The sequence below is a fragment of the Rahnella variigena genome (assembly GCF_003610915.1).
In the GTDB taxonomy this organism is placed as follows: Bacteria; Pseudomonadota; Gammaproteobacteria; order Enterobacterales; family Enterobacteriaceae; genus Rahnella; species Rahnella variigena.
Genome location: NZ_NSDJ01000001.1, coordinates 617,291 through 634,743, shown reverse-complemented (window position 1 = coordinate 634,743; position 17,453 = coordinate 617,291). Strand labels below are relative to the sequence as shown.

The following is a 17,453-nucleotide window of genomic DNA, read 5'->3' as shown; positions in this document are numbered from 1 at the left end:
AGGTTGAGATGTGAAAAGCCGCGCATGTCGCGGCTTTTTTGTGTCTGTTAATCCTGAAAGATAGCCAGATAGCTGGCTTCAGGCTCATGCAATCTCATGGAAAGAACATCAGCAGGAGAACGGCTTTGATGCATGATAGCGATAAAGATTATCGCCTCAGGTGTCGTTAAAAAGTACGCCATGTGGTGTTGATGTGGAAAACGGAAAAGATCTTCGCGAAACGACACCGGCCTTCCCATCTCAGGATGAGTTGCCAGCATAGAAAAAAGGACAAATAATTCAGAGAGATATTTATCGGACTGGGCTTTTCCCCAATGTTTTTGGGAATAGCGCTGAATATCAAATAAATCCTCCTGTGCCTCCCTGGCAATCTGATAGCGACTCATTTTAGTCTCGTTTTCCACTCATCAGCTGAGCGAAAAAGGTTTCGCCATCCATGACGTCTCCGCGGGCAATATCCGCTTCAGCACGCGACACTTTTTCTTTAAGAAGCCGCATCTTCACTTCTTCAAGCATCTGATAATCTTCGATAGAGAGCATTACTGCGACGGGTTTGCCGTTACGATTGATCTGAACGGGTTCCCGCTGAACTCTCAAAAGAACATCGCCAAATTGAGTTTTTACTTCATTAGCGCTTAGTGATTTCATGCTACTTCCTTCGAATGGTTCGTGCGATTCGTTCGAAGAATTGTACGCCTGATAGTCTCAGATTGCCTAAGGTTTACTCAAAAGGATTTTACTCCACCGGTGACGTCGGCAACCGTACGATGTCCTGATTATCATTTCCCATCCAGTAAACGCCTTCCTTCGCCCAGAACGGCCCTTCGATAAAGTCGAGCAGGTCGGAATACTCTTCGTAAAACTGTTTGCCGTCGCGGTTGTAGACACGCATATAGCCGGAATAATGCCCGCCGTCGCCCGGCAGGGTCATGCGCGGAATAAATTCGAAAGTTTTATACTCTCGCACCACATATTGTTTGTTGGGGCTCCACTGCTCGGAGACGAGTTTCCCTTGTTTCCACCACTGATGGCCTGCGGCGATCACCGCCAACAGTACCGCCAGCATTATCCAGCGCTTGCGCTGACGCACCAGAGCTTCCTGACTTTTGATTTTTGGCATTAACTTAACTCTGTACTTTTACGCGGACGTCCGCCTTTTTTACCATTTTCCCGGCTGGCACTGGCTTTAACCGCGCTGCGCATGGCACCGTTAATTGAGGCAACAATTTTCTGTAAGTCGCTGGCATCAAAAAGAATTTTTGCAAGTAATCCCGGCAGGTAAATATCCACATCACAGGCCGGAATACGCAGTGCTTTGCTGAAACCATCGACTTCTGCGGTGTTCAGTTGTTCCTGTGTTGCGTGCTGAAGTTCTTCAATCAAATCAATGTTAATAAGATACCCGACGCCGTTGCCGTGCATGATCATAAAGGCATGTTGTTCAGGACGGTATTCGACCGAAACAGGGCGGGAAGGGTCATTAGCCGTTTGCTCCCCGCGTTTTAACGCCGCATCAAATCGTGTCATTGGTGCCATGGATCTTCTCCCATTCAGCATTGAGCGTGACGATATTTGCTTCTAAGTAACGAAACAAAGCTTTGATCTCCGCGAACGTGGCGACACCATAAATTTCCATTGTGTCGTAGTTAAGTGAAACCCTGTCAAAAGCCATTTTGATTCTTTGGTCGCCGCGCCGTAAATGAACGTGGCGCGGCAGGTGATCATGGCTGTAAACCATAATCAACCATCCTGAAAAGCGGAGAATTGTGGGCATGAGTTTATCCATAAACCTAGCAGTTAGGTTTATGGTAGACCTGAAGGGATGAATTAGCGAGCGTTACTTTATGAGGGACTAAATCGCCACCAGCCCCCGTACGCCTTCCGCTTCCATTTCTTCTCCGCGCCCGCGTTTTATAATGCTGCCGCGGGACATCACCAGATAGCTGTCGGCCAGTTCGGCGGCGAAATCGTAGAATTGTTCGACCAGCAGTATCGCCATGTCTCCCCGGGCGGCGAGTTGTTTGATCACGGCGCCGATTTCCTTAATCACCGACGGCTGAATGCCTTCGGTCGGTTCATCGAGGATCAGGAGATTCGGTTTGCAGGCCAGTGCGCGGCCGATCGCCAGCTGTTGCTGCTGGCCGCCGGACAAATCCCCGCCGCGGCGATGCTTCATTTCCAGCAGGATCGGGAACAGATGGTAGATTTCATCCGGCACCTGTTTTGCATCGCTTCCGGAAAAACGCGATAAGCCCATCAGCAGATTTTCTTCGACAGTCAGACGCGGAAAAATTTCACGTCCCTGCGGGACATAGGCAATGCCCGCCTGCACGCGCTGGTGCGGTTTGCGGGAATTGATCACCTGACTCTGCCAGCTGATGGTGCCGGACTTCGCCGGGATCAGCCCCATCAGGCATTTCAGCAACGTGGTTTTGCCGACGCCATTTCGACCGAGCAGGCAGGTCACTTCACCGATTTTTGCCTCAAAAGACAAGCCGCGCAAAATGTGGCTGCCGCCGTAAAACTGATTCAGTTCATTTACCTGCAACATAATGCGACTCCTCAGCGCCCTAAATACACGTCGATAACCTGCTCGTTGGCCTGCACATCGCGCAGCGAACCTTCGGCCAGAACCTGCCCCTGATGCAGCACCGTCACGTGGTCGGCGATGGTTTCCACAAAGCCCATGTCGTGCTCGACCACCATCAGCGAATGCTTGCCCGCCAGTTGTTTGAACAGCTCGGCGGTATACTCGGTTTCGGCATCGGTCATGCCTGCTGCCGGTTCATCGAGCAGTAATAAATGCGGCTCCTGTACCAGTAACATGCCGATTTCCAGAAACTGTTTCTGACCGTGTGAAAGCAAGCCCGCCGGGCGATGACGTTCCGCCGCCAGACGCAGCGTGCCGAGCATGTCATCGATGCGGTCGCGCTGTTCGCTGTTCATTTTGGCGCGCAGACAGGCCCATACCGACTTATTGGTTTTCTGCGCGATCTCCAGATTTTCGAACACCGTCAGCGCTTCAAACACCGTCGGCTTCTGGAATTTACGGCCAATGCCGGACTGCGCAATGCGCACCGGATCCAGTTTGGTCAGATCGGTGCGCTGATCGTAAAAAACGCGGCCGCTTTGCGGTTTGGTTTTGCCAGTGATCACGTCCATCAGCGTGGTTTTCCCCGCGCCGTTCGGGCCGATCACGCAACGTAATTCGCCTACGCCGATGTTCAGCGACAAATTGGTCAGCGCCTTAAATCCGTCAAAGCTGACGTTAATGTTTTCCAGCTGCAAAATCGGGTCGGTCTGCCGGCGATGCCGGTCGGCCAGTTGCGGCTGGGTAAACAGATCTTCTGTCATGGTCATCGGGCTCATCAGGATTTCCTTTTACGCAGCAGGCCAATCACGCCTTGCGGCAGGAACAGCGTCACCAGAATAAACATGCCGCCGAGCACAAATTGCCAGTATTCGGGAATGGCGACCGTGAACCAGCTTTTCGCGCCGTTGACGATGCCTGCACCGATAATCGGGCCGATCAGCGTGCCGCGCCCGCCGAGTGCCACCCAGATGGCGGCTTCGATGGAGTTGGTCGGCGACATTTCGCTCGGGTTGATGATGCCGACCTGCGGAACGTACAACGCACCCGCCAGGCCGCACAGCATGGCGGAAATCGTCCAGACGAAAAGCTTGAAACCTTTCGGGTCGTAGCCGCAGAAAATCAGCCGGTTTTCAGCGTCGCGTACCGCCGTCAGCACGCGGCCATATTTACTGCGTGCCAGCGCAAAGCCGAGCGCCAGACTGGCGACCAGCACCAGAACCGTGGCTAAAAATAATCCCACACGGGTGCCGGTGGCGGTGACCGGAAAGCCGAGCAGGGTGGTGAAACCGGTGAAACCGTTATTGCCGCCGAAGCCGGTTTCATTGCGGAAAAACAGCAACATCCCGGCGTAGGTCAGTGCCTGCGTCATGATCGAAAAATACACGCCTTTGATTTTTGAACGGAAAGCAAAGTAGCCGAACACAAACGCCAGCGCGCCGGGCACCAGCACAATCAGGCACAGCGCCCAGGCGAAATGCTGCGTGCCCGCCCAGAACCACGGCAACTCGGTCCATGAGAGGAACGACATAAAATCCGGCAGCCCGCTGCCTGCGGCCTGTCGCATCAGATACATGCCCATCGCGTAACCGCCGAGGGCGAAAAACAGCCCGTGACCCAGCGACAATAATCCGGCGTAGCCCCACACCAGATCGAGCGCGATCGCGACGATCGCATAACACAGGATCTTGCCGATCAGCGTCAGCGTATAGGTGGAGATCGCCAGCGGATTCGTGGCAGGCAGCAGCGCCAGAAACGGCATCAAAATCAGGATGATGAGCACCAGCGTGCCCACCGAAATCGCAACCTTTGGCGCTTTTTGTACGCCGGTAATCGTCAGCGGCTGGCTCATCAGTCAATCACCCTGCCTTTGAAGGCGAAGAGTCCCTGCGGACGTTTCTGAATAAACAGGATAATCAGTGCGAGGATCAGGATTTTGCCCAGTACCGCGCCGATTTCCGGCTCAAGAATTTTGTTCACAATGCCCAGACCAAAGGCTGCCACCACGGTACCTGCCAGTTGCCCGACACCGCCGAGCACCACGACTAAGAAGGAATCGATGATGTAACCCTGACCGAGTTCCGGGCCGACGTTACTCAGCTGCGACAGTGCGACGCCGCCCAGACCGGCAATACCTGAACCGAGACCGAACGCCAGCATATCAACGCGTCCGGTCGGCACGCCGCAGCAGGCCGCCATGGCGCGGTTTTGCGTCACGGCACGCACGTTCATGCCAAGGCGCGTTTTATTGAGCAGCAGCCAGGTCAGCCCAAGTACCAGCATGACGAAGATGATTACCGCGATGCGGTTGTACGGCAGCACCAGATTCGGCAACAGCTGAATGCCGCCGGAGAGCCAGCCGGGATTGGCCACTTCAACGTTCTGCGCCCCAAACAGTACGCGCACGCCCTGGATCAGGATCAGGCTGATGCCCCACGTCGCCAGCAGGGTTTCCAGCGGACGACCGTATAAATGGCGGATGACGGTGCGCTCCAGCGCCATGCCGATCCCGGCGGTAATGAAAAAGGCCACCGGCAGCGCGACCAGCGGATACAGCGCCAGCAGCCCCGGCGCGTAGTGCTGAAACAGCGACTGCACCATGTAGGTTGAATAGGAACCGAGCATGAGCATTTCGCCGTGCGCCATGTTAATCACGCCCAGCAAACCGTAAGTGATTGCCAGCCCCAGCGCGGCCAGCAGCAAAATCGAGCCGAGCGATAAACCGGTAAAGGCCTGACCGAGCAGATCGCCGATCATCAGGCGATGTTGTACCGCTTTCAGGCTGGCAAGCGCGGCGTCACGCACTGTCGCATCGGCCTCAGCTTTCGGATCCGTCAGACTTTGCAGACGACCTTGTGTATCCGGATCACCCGACGTGCCGAGCAGTTCAACGGCTTTCAGGCGCACCTGCGGACTGGCATCGGCCAGCTGTAAATTCGCCAGCGCAATGGAAAGGGCATCGTGAACCGTGCTGTCTTTTTCCAGTTCAAGACGATGCGTCAGCAGCGGCAGCTGATCGGCCTGCGCTTCACGCTGTAAGGCTTTTGCTGCCTGCAAACGGATGGCGCTGTCGGTGCTCACCAGACGGTGTGCGGAAAGCGCATTAGCAATCAAAATCCGCAGGCGGTTGTTCAGCCAGACTTTTTTACTGTCACCCTGCGGTTTGACGTCGCCTTCCAGCGGCGTCAGCCGATCGCCATTCTGGATGAATGCGTGTTTCGCTTCGTCGATGACGACGTTTTCCTGCTTCAGCGCCTCGAGCAGCGGCAGCCTTTCCGGTTGCGGATCCGCCGCCCATTGCTGTAATAACGTGGCCTGCTGGCTGCGGCTGGCGGCAGCAAAGTCATTCGCCGCACCTGCCTCTGCCAGCAACGGAAGGCAACAAAGCAGGAAAAGCAGTGATCGGATGAGGATTCTCATAATGTTCTCGCCGCATAAAGTTGATGCTGGTTTGCTCCTCCCCCTGCGAAGGGGGAGGCGGGGAGGGGGTTTTGCAAGCAACACAGTCGCCATTAATACCCCACCCCAGCCCTCCCCTTCGCAGGGGAGGGAGCTGACCGGTTTTCTCTTCAACCCCTTCGCAAGAAGGAGCTAAAACAATCAGTTACTGGCTGTTTTCACCGGGGTATCTGGCTTTTTATCGTTACCCGCGATGTACGGGCTCCACGGCTGGGCGCGGATCGGTTTATCGGTCTGCCAGACCACGTTGAACTGACCGTTGGATTCGATTTCACCGATCATCACCGGTTTGTGCAGGTGATGGTTGGTTTTATCCATGGTCAGCGTGAAGCCGGAAGGTGCGGCGAAGGTCTGTCCGGCCATTGCGGTACGCACTTTATCCACGTCTGTCGTCCCGGCTTTTTCCACCGCCTGCGCCCACATATGGATGCCGACATAGGTCGCCTCCATCGGGTCGTTGGTCACGGCGTTATCGGCGTTCGGCAGTTTGTGCGCCTTCGCGTAAGCCTTCCATTCAGCCACGAATTTCTTGTTGGTCGGGTTATCCACCGACTGGAAGTAGTTCCACGCTGCGAGATCGCCGACCAGCGGTTTGGTGTCGATGCCGCGCAGCTCTTCTTCGCCGACGGAGAAGGCCACCACCGGCACATCGGTGGCTTTCACCCCCTGGTTCGCCAGCTCTTTATAGAACGGCACGTTGGAATCGCCGTTGATGGTGGAGATCACCGCGGTTTTGCCGCCTGCGGAGAATTTCTTAATATTGGAAACGATGGTCTGATAATCGCTGTAACCGAACGGCGTATAGACTTCTTCGATGTCGCTGTCTTTCACGCCTTTGGAATGCAGGAAGGCACGCAGGATTTTGTTGGTGGTGCGCGGATACACGTAGTCGGTGCCGAGCAGGAAGAAGCGTTTGGCACCGCCGCCGTCTTCACTCATCAGATATTCCACCGCCGGAATGGCCTGCTGGTTAGGCGCGGCGCCGGTGTAGAACACATTTGGCGACATCTCTTCACCTTCGTACTGCACCGGATAGAACAGCAGACCGTTCAGTTCTTCAAACACCGGCAGCACGGATTTACGCGACACCGACGTCCAGCAGCCGAACACTACCGCGACTTTATCCTGCGTCAGCAACTGGCGGGCTTTTTCAGCGAACAGCGGCCAGTTAGAGGCCGGATCGACCACTACCGGCTCCAGCTTTTTACCCAGCACGCCGCCTTTAGCGTTGATGTCATCAATGGTCATCAGCGCGATGTCTTTCAGCGGGGTTTCTGAAATGGCCATGGTGCCGGAAAGCGAATGCATGATACCGACTTTGATGGTGTCGGCAGCCTGTGCGCTCCAGGCTAGACCCATGCTGACTACGGTGGCGGAAAGAGCAAAGGCTTTAATAAAACGTCGACGTTGCATAGATGAATCCTCTGTAAAAATGCTGTGATGTAATTACGTTAAGAGAACGCTGTTATGGTGAAAGTCGAAAAAACATTTAAAAAAGTCATGACGGGTTGCCCGCGTCACTCTCCGCCCGCGCCCGGTGCAACATATGCAGGGTAATTTTGCGCACCTCGGCTTTACTGACGGCAATGTGGTCGTGTAACTGGCGCTGCGCCTCCTCTGTTTGTTGTTGAATGATGGCGAGCAGAATGCCCGTGTGCTCTTTATAGGTGGCGTTCACACGCTCACCTTTGGTGAAATCCAGACGCCGTATGATGCGGATTTTTTCGGTCAGTTCGCGGTGAATGCGCGCCATTTCGGCGTTACCCGCCGCGGCCACCAGCGTCATGTGAAACTCTTCGTCATAGCGCGACACCAGCTGACCGTCTTCGAGCGGCGGCTGATCAATCCAGAAGGCTTTCAGTTCGGCCAGTTGCAACGGCTGAACGGCAGGCGGCAGCGCGCACAAACGTTTCACCGCTTCCAGTTCCAGCACGATGCGCAGGTCATACAGTTGCTCGAAAAAATCGAAATCGAACGGACGAACCTGCCAGCCGCTGCGGAAAAACACTTCGACGTAGCCTTCGTGTTCCAGCCAGAACAGCGCCTGACGCACAGGCGTGCGGCTGACCTCCATCCGGTCGGCAATGTCGTTTTCGCTGAACCGGTCACCGGGCAGCAGGCGGAAGCTGAAAATGTCATCTTTCAGCTGCTGATAGATGCGTTCCGCCAGTCCTTCCGGACGGTTTTTACTGCGTGAAGATTTAGAGCCCGTCAGTTGCATGCAATATTCCCTGTATGTCGGTAGCGTTAAACGGCTGCGTCCAGCCACAGCAAAGCATCGCCCGGTCCGACCGGACGCCCCTGCTGGCAACTGATTTTCAGTACGGTTCCGGCGCAAGGCGCATTCACCGACAGCTCCATTTTCATGGCTTCGACGACGATCAGCGGCTGGCCTTCTTCCACCTGCTGGCCCGGCTCGACCAGGATTTTCCAGACGTTGCCGTTCAGGTCGGCGCTGACTAAATGCCCGTCCTGATCTGCATCGTCTTCCACTAACTGCACGGCGTTGGCCGCAGCTTCCACCGCGGCGCTTTCGGCTTCATGCCAGTGCGCCACTTCGCGGGTAAAGGCTTCGGTTTGTTTCGAGCGGAAATCAGCAATATCGGCGGCGTTGTCGGCAAGAAATTGCGTGTACTGCGCGAAATCGAACTCAGTTTCTTCGATGCGGATTTGTGCGCGGCCTTCGCGGAACGCCTCGCGCTGGATTTCCAGTTCGGCTTCGGTAACTTCATAGAACCGCACCTGATCGAAGAAGTGCAGCAGCCACGGCTCGCCGTTTTTAAACTGCTCATTCTTGAGAAACTTATTCCAGATCGGCAGCGTGCGGCCGACCAGCTGATAGCCGCCCGGCGAATCCATGCCATAAATGCACATGTACATGCCGCCGATACCGACCGTGCCTTCGGCGGTAAAGGTGCGCGCCGGGTTGTATTTGGAACTCAGCAGGCGATGGCGCGGATCGACCGGCACCGCGCACGGCGCGCCGAGATACACATCGCCCAGCCCGAGGATCAGATAGCTGGCGTCGAAAATGATGTTTTTCACATCTTCGCGGCTCGCCAGCCCGTTGGTGCGCTGGATGAAATCGACGTTATTTGGCAGCCACGGCGCGTCTGCGCGCACGGTTTGCTGATAGCGTTCGACCGCGCCGAGTGTGGCGGAATCTTCAAATGCCATCGGCATATGCACGATGCGGGTCGGGATCTTGAGCTGGCTGACATCCGCCAGGTTGTGTTCGAGCGTCAGTAAATGCTGAAGCAGCGCCGTCTGATGCAGCACGCGGCTGTCGTAGCGGATTTGCAGCGAACGCACGCCCGGCGACAGTTCTTCAATACCCTGCTGACCGGCGGCTTTGATGGCGTTCATCAGCAGGTAGATGCGCATACGCACCGCCAGATCCAGCACGTTATCGCCGTACTCAATCAGCACGTAGCCGTCGCCTGCCTGACGGTATTCCACCGAAGGACGTTCAGCCGTCGCCGGAAGCGCCGCGAGAATGGTGGCGGAGGCCGTGGTGTCCGGCAGCAGAGACGGCACCGGCAGCGCCATCGCGTTGACTGGCATCAGCGAGTCCAGCGTGCCTTGCTGCGCCAGTTCCAGCGCCTGTGCCTGTTCAAAACTGATCGGATGAAAACGGATTTTATCGCCCGGTTTTACCTGACCGACTTTCCACAATTCGGCTTTGGCAATGGTCACCGGACAGACGAAACCGCCGAGGCTTGGCCCGTCGCGGGTCAGAATGACAGGAAAGTCACCGGTGAAATTAATCGCGCCGATGGCGTACTCGCAGTCATGCACGTTTGACGGATGCAGACCGGCTTCGCCGCCATCCTGCCGCGCCCAGTGTGGTTTCGGGCCAACCAGCCGCACGCCGAGGCGGTTGGAGTTGTAATGCACCTGCCATTCAGACTGGAAGAAAGTGTCGATGGATCCTGTGGTGAAGAAATCCGGTGCGCCGTGCGGCCCGTAAAGCACGCCGATATTCCAGATGTCGCCGTAAGGCGGCACGATATTTTCCGCCGCCGCCTGCGGTAAACCGACCGGTGCGGGCGTGGTGCAGGCCGCAAGTTCCGGCTGCGAAACGGTCAGCATATCGGCGACACGCAGCGTGCGACCGGCGTGACCGCCAAATTGCCCGAGCGCAAACGTCGAACGGCTGCCGAGATACACCGGCACGTCGAAACCGTTACGCACGGCAAGATACGTGCGGCAACCCTGCATAGCGCGGCCAAGAGTCAGCGTCTGACCGGCCTTAACGTTCACCGGCTGCCAGTAAGAAACAGCTTCGCCATCGAGATGTGCCGGACAGCGTGCGCCGGTCAGCGCGATCACCGCGTCGCAATGAAAGCGCAGGGTGGGTCCCTGTAACGTGAATTCCAGACCGGCGGCATCCAGATGATTGCCGACAATGCGGTTGGCGAGACGGAAGGCAAAATCGTCCATCGGACCGGACGGCGGCACGCCGATATCCCAGTAACCGAGACGCCCCGGATAATCCTGCACGCTGCTGTACGTACCGGGCGCGATCACCTCGATGGCGTTTGGCGAGTAAACAAAACTGTCGAGCATGCGCGTCCACATTTCGCCGTCGCGGAACACCGGCGTGGCAACCACCTGACGCAGATAATCGATATTGGTGGCGATGCCGTGCAGACGGGTGGCGGCCAGCGCAGACGACATTTTCGCCAGTGCGTCCTGACGGTCGGTGCCGTGAACAATCAGTTTGGCGATCATCGGGTCGTAAAAGGCCGACACTTCACTGCCGGTTGAAACCCAGCCATCGACGCGGACGTCTTCGGGGAAAAAGACTTCGGTCAGCACGCCCGGACTCGGCTGGAAATTCTTCAGCGGATCTTCGGCGTAAATACGCACTTCCACCGACGCGCCCTGCGGGGCTTTTTCCATTGCAGGCCAGTCGGGCGGTTCACCGGCGGCGACGTTCAGCATGCATTCGATCAAGTCCAGACCGGTGACCATTTCGGTGACCGGATGCTCCACCTGCAAACGGGTATTCACTTCGAGAAAATAAAATTCGTCGCGCGTGGCGTCATAGATAAATTCAACGGTACCGGCGCTGCGGTAGTTCACCGATTCGCCGAGATGCACGGCGGCGCGATGTAACGCTTCGCGGCTGGCCTGCGGCAAATTCGGTGCAGGGGTTTCTTCCACCACTTTCTGATTGCGGCGCTGCAACGAACAGTCGCGTTCGCCGAGTGCCATCACCCGGCCTTTGCCGTCGCCAAAAATCTGTACTTCGACGTGACGGGCGCGATCGACAAAGCGTTCGAGAAACACACCGGCGTCGCGGAAAAACTGTTCGCCGAGACGCTTCACGCTGTCCCACGCGGCGCGCAGGGCCTCTTCATCGTCACAGCGCGTCAGGCCAATGCCTCCGCCGCCTGCGGTGCTTTTCAGCATCACCGGATAACCGATGTCTGCGGCGGCTTTCACGGCGTCATCAAGGCTGGCGAGCAACCCGGTGCCCGGCGTCATCGGTACATTTGCGGCACCGGCCAATTCGCGGGCACGATGCTTGAGGCCAAACTCGCGGATTTGTCCGGCGGTCGGGCCGATAAACGCAATGCCTGCCGCTTCGCAGGCATCGGCGAATTCTGCGCTTTCCGATAAAAAGCCATATCCCGGATAAATCGCCTGCGCGCCGGTTTCTTTCGCGGCGGCCAGAATTTTGTCGATCATCAGGTAGCTTTCGCTGGCCTTTTCGCCGCCCAGCGCGATGGCGATATCCGCCTGCGTGACGTGCGGTGCATTGCGGTCAGCGTCGGAATAAACGGCCACGCTGGTCACGCCCAGACGTTTCAGCGTACGGATCGCGCGGCAGGCAATTTCGCCACGGTTAGCAATTAAAACGGTGTTAAACATGTGCGCGTCCTCAGCTTTTTACCGGTGAATTCAGGCTCTGGATGTAACTTCTCCAGCCGCCAAATGCGGTGATATCGGTGGCCTCGCCAAGCGCCCACGGCTCGCAGATAAAGCCTTTCACCCTGCGTCCGTCAGCCAGTTCGAGCGAACCCATGCCGAGTGGTGCCGGGATTTCAGCGACGAATTCACCAAAGCGCGCCAGCGGGATATCCCACAGTTCGACGATAATCGCGCTGCCGCCTTCTGCCCGCACCAGCCCCGGTTTTGGCGGTGTGGTATTGGCGAGGGCGTAAAGTTTGTAGGTTGCAGCGGTCGTGGTTTGTTCGACGCGTACCGCGTTGCGGCTGGTGAGCTGGAAGTTCAGCGGCATGCCGGTCAGGTGTGCGCCAACCACGGCAACGCGCACGCTGGCAGCGCTGACCGGCGCAGATGCCATGAATTCTTCGGATTTCATCGCCAGCCCGGTTGCGCCGAGCGGCAGATTCAGGCTGCGCTGCCACTGACGGCCAAAACTGGCCAGTGCATCGTCGTGCCAGGCTGGAGCAATCAGCGTGATACCGGCGGGCAGACCGTCGGCGCGCAGGCTGGAAGGCAGCGCCAGCGCGGACAAATCCGCCAGATTGGTGAAGTTGGTGTAAATGCCGAACTGCGAGTTGTAGAGCACCGGTTCCTGCACCAGCTCTTGCTGCGTGCGGATGGTCGGTGATGTCGGCACCACCAGTGCATCAAATCCTTCCAGCGTCAGACTGATTTTGCGTGACAGCTCAGCGCGTAAATATTCAGCGCGCCAGGCATCGCTCGCGGTGTAGTTCAGGCCATTGGCGACAATCCCGCGAACGATCGGATCCATCGCTTCCGGGCTTTCTTCGAAAATTTCGCCGACCGCTACGGTGCGTTCTGCCACCCATGCGCCGTAATACAGTTGCTCTGCCAGTTCGCGGAACGGCGTGAAATCGACGGGAACGAGGGTGATGCCGCTGCTGTTCAGACGTTCCAGCGCCTGATCGAACTCAAATTCCGCCAGCGCGTCGCCGAAAAATTCCAGACTGTCCGGCACGGCAAAGCGCGGATGCGGTGACATGGCGACCGGCGCGGTAAACGGATTTCTACGGGAGTAGGCATCGGCAGCATCAAAACCGCCAGCGGCCTGGGCGACGGTCTGGGCATCGGCGACTGTCAGGGCGAAAATCGAGACGGAATCATTCAGGCGGCAGGCCGGAACCACGCCGGTATTCGACAGCCAGCCTTTGGTCGGTTTCAGCCCGACGACATTATTAAAGCCTGCCGGAACACGGCCGGAACCGGCGGTGTCGGTGCCCAGCGAAAAGGCCACCAGACCGCGTGCCAGAACGGAAGCCGAACCAGAACTGGATCCGCCGCTGACGTAATCAGGATTGAAGGTATTAGGGACTGCGCCGTAAGGAGAACGGGTGCCGACCAGGCCGGTGGCGAACTGATCGAGATTGGTTTTGCCAATCACTATTGCGCCTTTGGCTTTCAGATTGGCAATCACGGTAGCGTCTGCTTCTGCGGTGTAAGCAAACGCCGGACACGCCGCCGTGGTCGGCCAGCCCGCGATATCCATATTGTCTTTAACGGCGAAGGGCACACCAAACAACGGCAGGGCACTCAGCGAGCCTTCATGCTGATGGCGAAGGGCTTCAAGGTGGAGGATTTGCGCCTCCAGCTGCTCTGCGTTGGCGAGATAAATCCAGGCATTGTCGTTTTGACTCAGGCTTCCCATAACCAGAGAAAGCGTGGTGCGCAGGCTGTCTGGCGCACTACGGTAATGTTGCTGCCATTCCCGCAAGGTAAAACCGCGAAAGGGTGATGTGACTGTGTCTGAAACTGAAGCCATGTTTTGAATCCCATCTGGTATACAAGATTGAATTCATCTAAGCAAAGCTTGTGCCACATCATTATTCATTGATTTTATTGAGTTTAGTCATTGTTGTATGACCGGGCTGTATATTTGTTGCACCACGGACGGAATGCAATTGGGCAAAATTGGGGCGAAAATTTGCGCGATGCCTCGCATCAAAAAGATAAATCTGGCTCAGTAGAGGTATCGGTATATAGTTGTATGAACCGATGATTTATTATTATTTGCAGAAAGGCTGGTATGGCTATGTCTAAAGAAACTATCGACCATTCCACATTAATTTGTCTGGCAGAAGCTGGCGCGGTCAGCCAGTTCAGCGTGGTCGCACAACAGGGAGGGTGGATAATAGTGATCAGATACGGCGAACATCAGCGGACCCTTATCGCACAACGCAGCGGTAAAGTGCGGGTTTTCAAGCGTTTCGACACGCTGGCGGCTTATTTAAAAGACCTGGGCATAAACCAGTTCGAAGTGGATATTACCGACTATGATCCTGTAGGGAGCGGTAAAGGAACTCGCCCCGACCGGTCGGCAGCGCTAAAAAGGGCGCATGAAGCTGCCGCGATGGATGAAGCTACCTATGATTTGTGGTTCCGGAAACGGGTTCAGGAATCACTGGATGATCCGCGCCCCGTCATTCCTCACGAACAGGTGAAGGCTGAGTTTGCAGCCCGGAAAGCCGCGTTACTTAAGGAACAGGAAAAGTAACGAATGATCAAAATGCTGGTATGGAAACCACATGCGCAGGATGATCGCGAGCATATATTCAGTTATGTCGCGGGTGAGAATCCTCATGCCGCTATTGAACTGGATGATGATTTTGATGACGCAGCAGAGCGCATTCTACTCAGTCCCGACATGTATGTAGCAGGACGCGTTACCGGAACCAGAGAATGTATTATTCGTAAGCATTTCAGGATGGTATATCGCGTGACTGACACCGAAATTCAAATCATCAGACTGGTGCATAGCGCTCAGCATTGGCCAGAGGAAACCCCTATTTAATGCAACTTCGTCATCTCTCTGAACGCCTGAAAAAGCTGTTACTGGCGCTGATTCTGGTGATTATTACGCTGCTGGCTGTGCGTACTTATGACGCCTTACAGGGGCCGCCGCTTGAGCCGTGGCACAAACTGGTGCCGGACGAACTGAGTACGGAGCAACTGGATAAGAGCGACTGGCCGGCGTATTTACGCGCCGAGCAGCAGGCGTTTGCTGAAGTGAAGCAGCAGGTGACGGACAAACTCGACAGAGAAGATCGTATTCCGCTTAACCGCTATTACGATCGCAGCCCGATTTATCCCGAGCATTTTGCGCAGGACTGGAACCGCTCTTATGAGCTGATGCCCGACGGTAAACCGGTCGGCGCGGTGGTGCTGTTGCACGGTCTGACCGATTCCCCATACAGTCTGCGGCATATTGCGCAGGATTATCGTCGCCGTGGATTCGTTGCCGTCGGTATCCGTCTGCCCGGACACGGCACCGTACCGGGGGGACTGACCAACGTCGACTGGGAACAGTGGCTGGCGGCAACGCGGCTGGCAATTCGCGAGGCACGACGTGCAGCGGGGGCGGATGTGCCGCTGCAACTGGTGGGTTTCTCCAACGGTGGTGCGCTGGCGATGAAATACACCCTGGATTCGCTCGATGATCCGGCTCTGGCGCGGCCTTCGCGGGTGGTGCTGATTTCCCCGATGATTGGCGTGACCAGTTTTGCGCGCTTTGCCGGATATGCGGGCTGGCCGGCAATTTTCCCTGCCTTTGCCAAAACCGCCTGGCTGAATCTGATGCCTGAATTTAATCCGTTTAAATACAATTCATTCCCGGTGAAAGCGGCGCGTCAGTCTTATCTGCTGACCCATGTTTTGCAACAGCAAATCAGTAAAGACGCGGAGTCCGGCAAGCTTTCAAAGTTACCGCCTGTGCTGGCGTTCCAGTCGGTGGTTGATTCAACCGTCAGCGCCCGTGCGGTGGTGACGGCGTTGTTTAATCAGCTCCCGGCAAACGGCAGCCAGCTGGTACTGTTTGATATTAACCGCAGTGCGTATGTCGGGCCGCTGCTGCGTCCGTCATCGGAAACCGCCGTTGAGCGCCTGCTGCCTGCGCCGCCGCGCGCCTATCAGACGACGGTGATTACCAATGCTTCGCCGGATGATGCGGCCACGGTAGCGAAAATCACAGTAGCAGGGCAAAACAGCGCTTCAGTTACGCCACTCGGTCTGAACTATCCTTCAGAATTCTATTCGCTGTCGCATGTCGCGCTGCCTTTTCCGACAAATGATTCGCTGTACGGGCGCAATCCGCAAGGCCCTGCGCAATTTGGTATCAGGCTCGGTACGCTGGCCGCGCGGGGTGAAAGCGGTGCGCTGGTGGTAAGTATGGATCAGCTGATGCGTGTTTCATCCAACCCGTTTTATCCGTATATGCTGCAGCGGATTGAAGGTTTCTGAACCGGCGGGTTGAGATAACATAAAAAAGCGCTTGCGATAATATCGCGCGCTATATATATTGGCGACATGAACATGACAACAGATACCGACTCAACACAAAACGGCATGCTGCATCTGGATCAACAGATGTGTTTCGCGCTGTACTCCGCGAATCTGGCACTGCATAAGGTTTACCGTAAATTGCTCGGGCAACTCGATCTGACTTACCCGCAATATCTGGTGATGCTGGTGCTCTGGCAGCGTGATGAAGTCACAGTATCTGAAATCGGCGAAAAACTGTTTCTCGATTCTGCTACTTTGACGCCACTGTTAAAGCGTCTGGAAACCGCCGGTTTGCTGATGCGTCAGCGGGCGAAAGCCGATGAGCGTCAGGTGATTATCTCCCTGACCGCAGAAGGCCGGGCGTTACGCGAAAAAGCGCAGGGTATTCCCGAAGCCATTTTGTGTGCGACCGAATGTGAAGTTGGCGAAATTGTGGCGCTGAAGCAGCAACTGGAAGTCTTACGGGCGAAGCTTCAGGACAAAGCGTAAAACTTCGCTTTGAAGAGTGTTAAACAGACGAGTCTGAAGGAGCATCTTAGACTCGTTTGATAGAATCAAATAAGTAGTGTGCGATTAAATCGTTTAATATTTTATGACTCTCACTGATTAAGGAACGAAATATGTCTATTGAAAAAGTTGTGTATCGTGCTCATGCCTCAGCCACCGGTGGTCGTGATGGTCGTGCGACTTCTGACGACGGCGTTCTTGACGTCAAACTGGGTGTACCAAAAGAAATGGGCGGCATGGGCGGCGGCACCAACCCTGAGCAGTTGTTTGCAGCGGGTTATTCCGCCTGCTTCCTCGGCGCACTGAAAGCCGTTGCCGCACAAGAAAAAATTAAGATCCCTGCGGACGCCAAAATTGAAGGCGCAGTCGGCATCGGCGCAATTCCGGGCGGTTACGGTATTGAAGTTCAGCTGGATATTACCCTGCCAGGCTTCGAGCGCAGCGAAGCAGAAGCACTGGTGGCGAAAGCCCATCAGGTTTGCCCGTACTCTAATGCGACCCGCGGCAACATCGACGTCACTTTGAATATTAAGTAATTTTTAGTCATACCGCCTTCACCAGGGGCGTTTTAATGAAATACCAGGGAGGCTCCGGCCTCCTTTTTCATGTCTGAAAAACCCGCCATGATCTCTCTGTCACCTCT

General features: G+C 56.0%; 18 protein-coding genes. 5 read left to right on the top strand and 13 right to left on the bottom strand.

Going from position 1 to position 17,453, the window contains the following annotated elements; translation table 11 throughout:
- Positions 1-47 precede the first annotated feature (47 nt).
- From CKQ54_RS02935 to atzF, 13 genes are all read right to left on the bottom strand, one after another.
- Positions 48-386, bottom strand: a complete 339-nt coding sequence (locus CKQ54_RS02935) for a type II toxin-antitoxin system RelE/ParE family toxin (protein WP_120163160.1) — start codon at positions 384-386, stop codon at positions 48-50.
- A 1-nt stretch (position 387) separates the two neighbouring features.
- Positions 388-648: a type II toxin-antitoxin system Phd/YefM family antitoxin gene (locus tag CKQ54_RS02930; protein ID WP_120163161.1), complete on the bottom strand. Its 261-nt coding sequence runs from the start codon at positions 646-648 to the stop codon at positions 388-390.
- An 88-nt stretch (positions 649-736) separates the two neighbouring features.
- Positions 737-1,120: a hypothetical protein gene (locus CKQ54_RS02925; protein WP_120163162.1), complete on the bottom strand. Its 384-nt coding sequence runs from the start codon at positions 1,118-1,120 to the stop codon at positions 737-739.
- Positions 1,120-1,536: a DUF2442 domain-containing protein gene (locus CKQ54_RS02920; RefSeq protein ID WP_112291532.1), complete on the bottom strand. Its 417-nt coding sequence runs from the start codon at positions 1,534-1,536 to the stop codon at positions 1,120-1,122. Before CKQ54_RS02920 ends, CKQ54_RS02925 begins: the two co-directional genes overlap by 1 nt.
- Entirely contained in the window at positions 1,514-1,774 is a 261-nt protein-coding gene (locus CKQ54_RS02915) for a DUF4160 domain-containing protein (RefSeq protein ID WP_157961031.1), read from the bottom strand. The genes CKQ54_RS02920 and CKQ54_RS02915 overlap by 23 nt, the downstream gene beginning before the upstream one ends.
- A gap of 78 nt (positions 1,775-1,852) precedes the next feature.
- Positions 1,853-2,551, bottom strand: coding sequence for an urea ABC transporter ATP-binding subunit UrtE (urtE, locus tag CKQ54_RS02910; protein WP_120163163.1), 699 nt, complete (start codon positions 2,549-2,551; stop codon positions 1,853-1,855).
- A gap of 11 nt (positions 2,552-2,562) precedes the next feature.
- On the bottom strand, positions 2,563-3,360 hold the full coding sequence (gene urtD / locus CKQ54_RS02905) for an urea ABC transporter ATP-binding protein UrtD (protein WP_425272798.1): 798 nt from the start codon (positions 3,358-3,360) through the stop codon (positions 2,563-2,565).
- An 8-nt stretch (positions 3,361-3,368) separates the two neighbouring features.
- Positions 3,369-4,442: an urea ABC transporter permease subunit UrtC gene (gene urtC, locus CKQ54_RS02900; RefSeq protein ID WP_120163164.1), complete on the bottom strand. Its 1,074-nt coding sequence runs from the start codon at positions 4,440-4,442 to the stop codon at positions 3,369-3,371.
- Entirely contained in the window at positions 4,442-6,010 is a 1,569-nt protein-coding gene (gene urtB, locus CKQ54_RS02895) for an urea ABC transporter permease subunit UrtB (RefSeq protein WP_120163165.1), read from the bottom strand. Before urtB ends, urtC begins: the two co-directional genes overlap by 1 nt.
- Positions 6,011-6,190: 180 nt before the next feature.
- Entirely contained in the window at positions 6,191-7,462 is a 1,272-nt protein-coding gene (gene urtA, locus CKQ54_RS02890) for an urea ABC transporter substrate-binding protein (RefSeq protein ID WP_120163166.1), read from the bottom strand.
- Positions 7,463-7,547: 85 nt separating this feature from the next.
- Positions 7,548-8,270, bottom strand: a complete 723-nt coding sequence (locus CKQ54_RS02885) for a GntR family transcriptional regulator (RefSeq protein ID WP_120163167.1) — start codon at positions 8,268-8,270, stop codon at positions 7,548-7,550.
- A 26-nt stretch (positions 8,271-8,296) separates the two neighbouring features.
- A complete protein-coding gene (gene uca / locus CKQ54_RS02880; protein WP_120163168.1) occupies positions 8,297-11,929 on the bottom strand; it encodes an urea carboxylase in 3,633 nt (1,210 codons plus the stop codon).
- A 10-nt stretch (positions 11,930-11,939) separates the two neighbouring features.
- A complete protein-coding gene (atzF, locus tag CKQ54_RS02875) occupies positions 11,940-13,787 on the bottom strand; it encodes an allophanate hydrolase (protein ID WP_120163169.1) in 1,848 nt (615 codons plus the stop codon).
- Positions 13,788-14,051: 264 nt separating this feature from the next.
- Between atzF and relB the strand changes: the two genes are divergently transcribed.
- The 5 genes from relB to CKQ54_RS02850 all read left to right on the top strand — a co-directional run bounded on the left by relB (position 14,052) and on the right by CKQ54_RS02850 (position 17,346).
- Positions 14,052-14,519 carry a type II toxin-antitoxin system RelB family antitoxin gene (gene relB, locus CKQ54_RS02870; RefSeq protein ID WP_244220163.1) on the top strand — a complete coding sequence of 156 codons (468 nt, stop codon included), beginning with the start codon at positions 14,052-14,054 and terminating at the stop codon, positions 14,517-14,519.
- A gap of 3 nt (positions 14,520-14,522) precedes the next feature.
- Positions 14,523-14,816 (top strand): type II toxin-antitoxin system RelE/ParE family toxin, encoded by a 294-nt coding sequence (locus CKQ54_RS02865; protein WP_113876892.1) that lies wholly within the window; start codon positions 14,523-14,525, stop codon positions 14,814-14,816.
- The gene (locus tag CKQ54_RS02860) at positions 14,816-16,261 is read left to right on the top strand and encodes an alpha/beta hydrolase (protein WP_120163170.1); all 1,446 of its coding nucleotides are present in this window, start codon (positions 14,816-14,818) and stop codon (positions 16,259-16,261) included. Before CKQ54_RS02865 ends, CKQ54_RS02860 begins: the two co-directional genes overlap by 1 nt.
- Before the next feature lie 66 nt (positions 16,262-16,327).
- Positions 16,328-16,792 (top strand): MarR family winged helix-turn-helix transcriptional regulator, encoded by a 465-nt coding sequence (locus tag CKQ54_RS02855; protein WP_425272780.1) that lies wholly within the window; start codon positions 16,328-16,330, stop codon positions 16,790-16,792.
- Positions 16,793-16,923: 131 nt separating this feature from the next.
- Positions 16,924-17,346: an organic hydroperoxide resistance protein gene (locus CKQ54_RS02850; RefSeq protein ID WP_112291684.1), complete on the top strand. Its 423-nt coding sequence runs from the start codon at positions 16,924-16,926 to the stop codon at positions 17,344-17,346.
- The last annotated feature ends 107 nt before the right edge of the window (positions 17,347-17,453 follow it).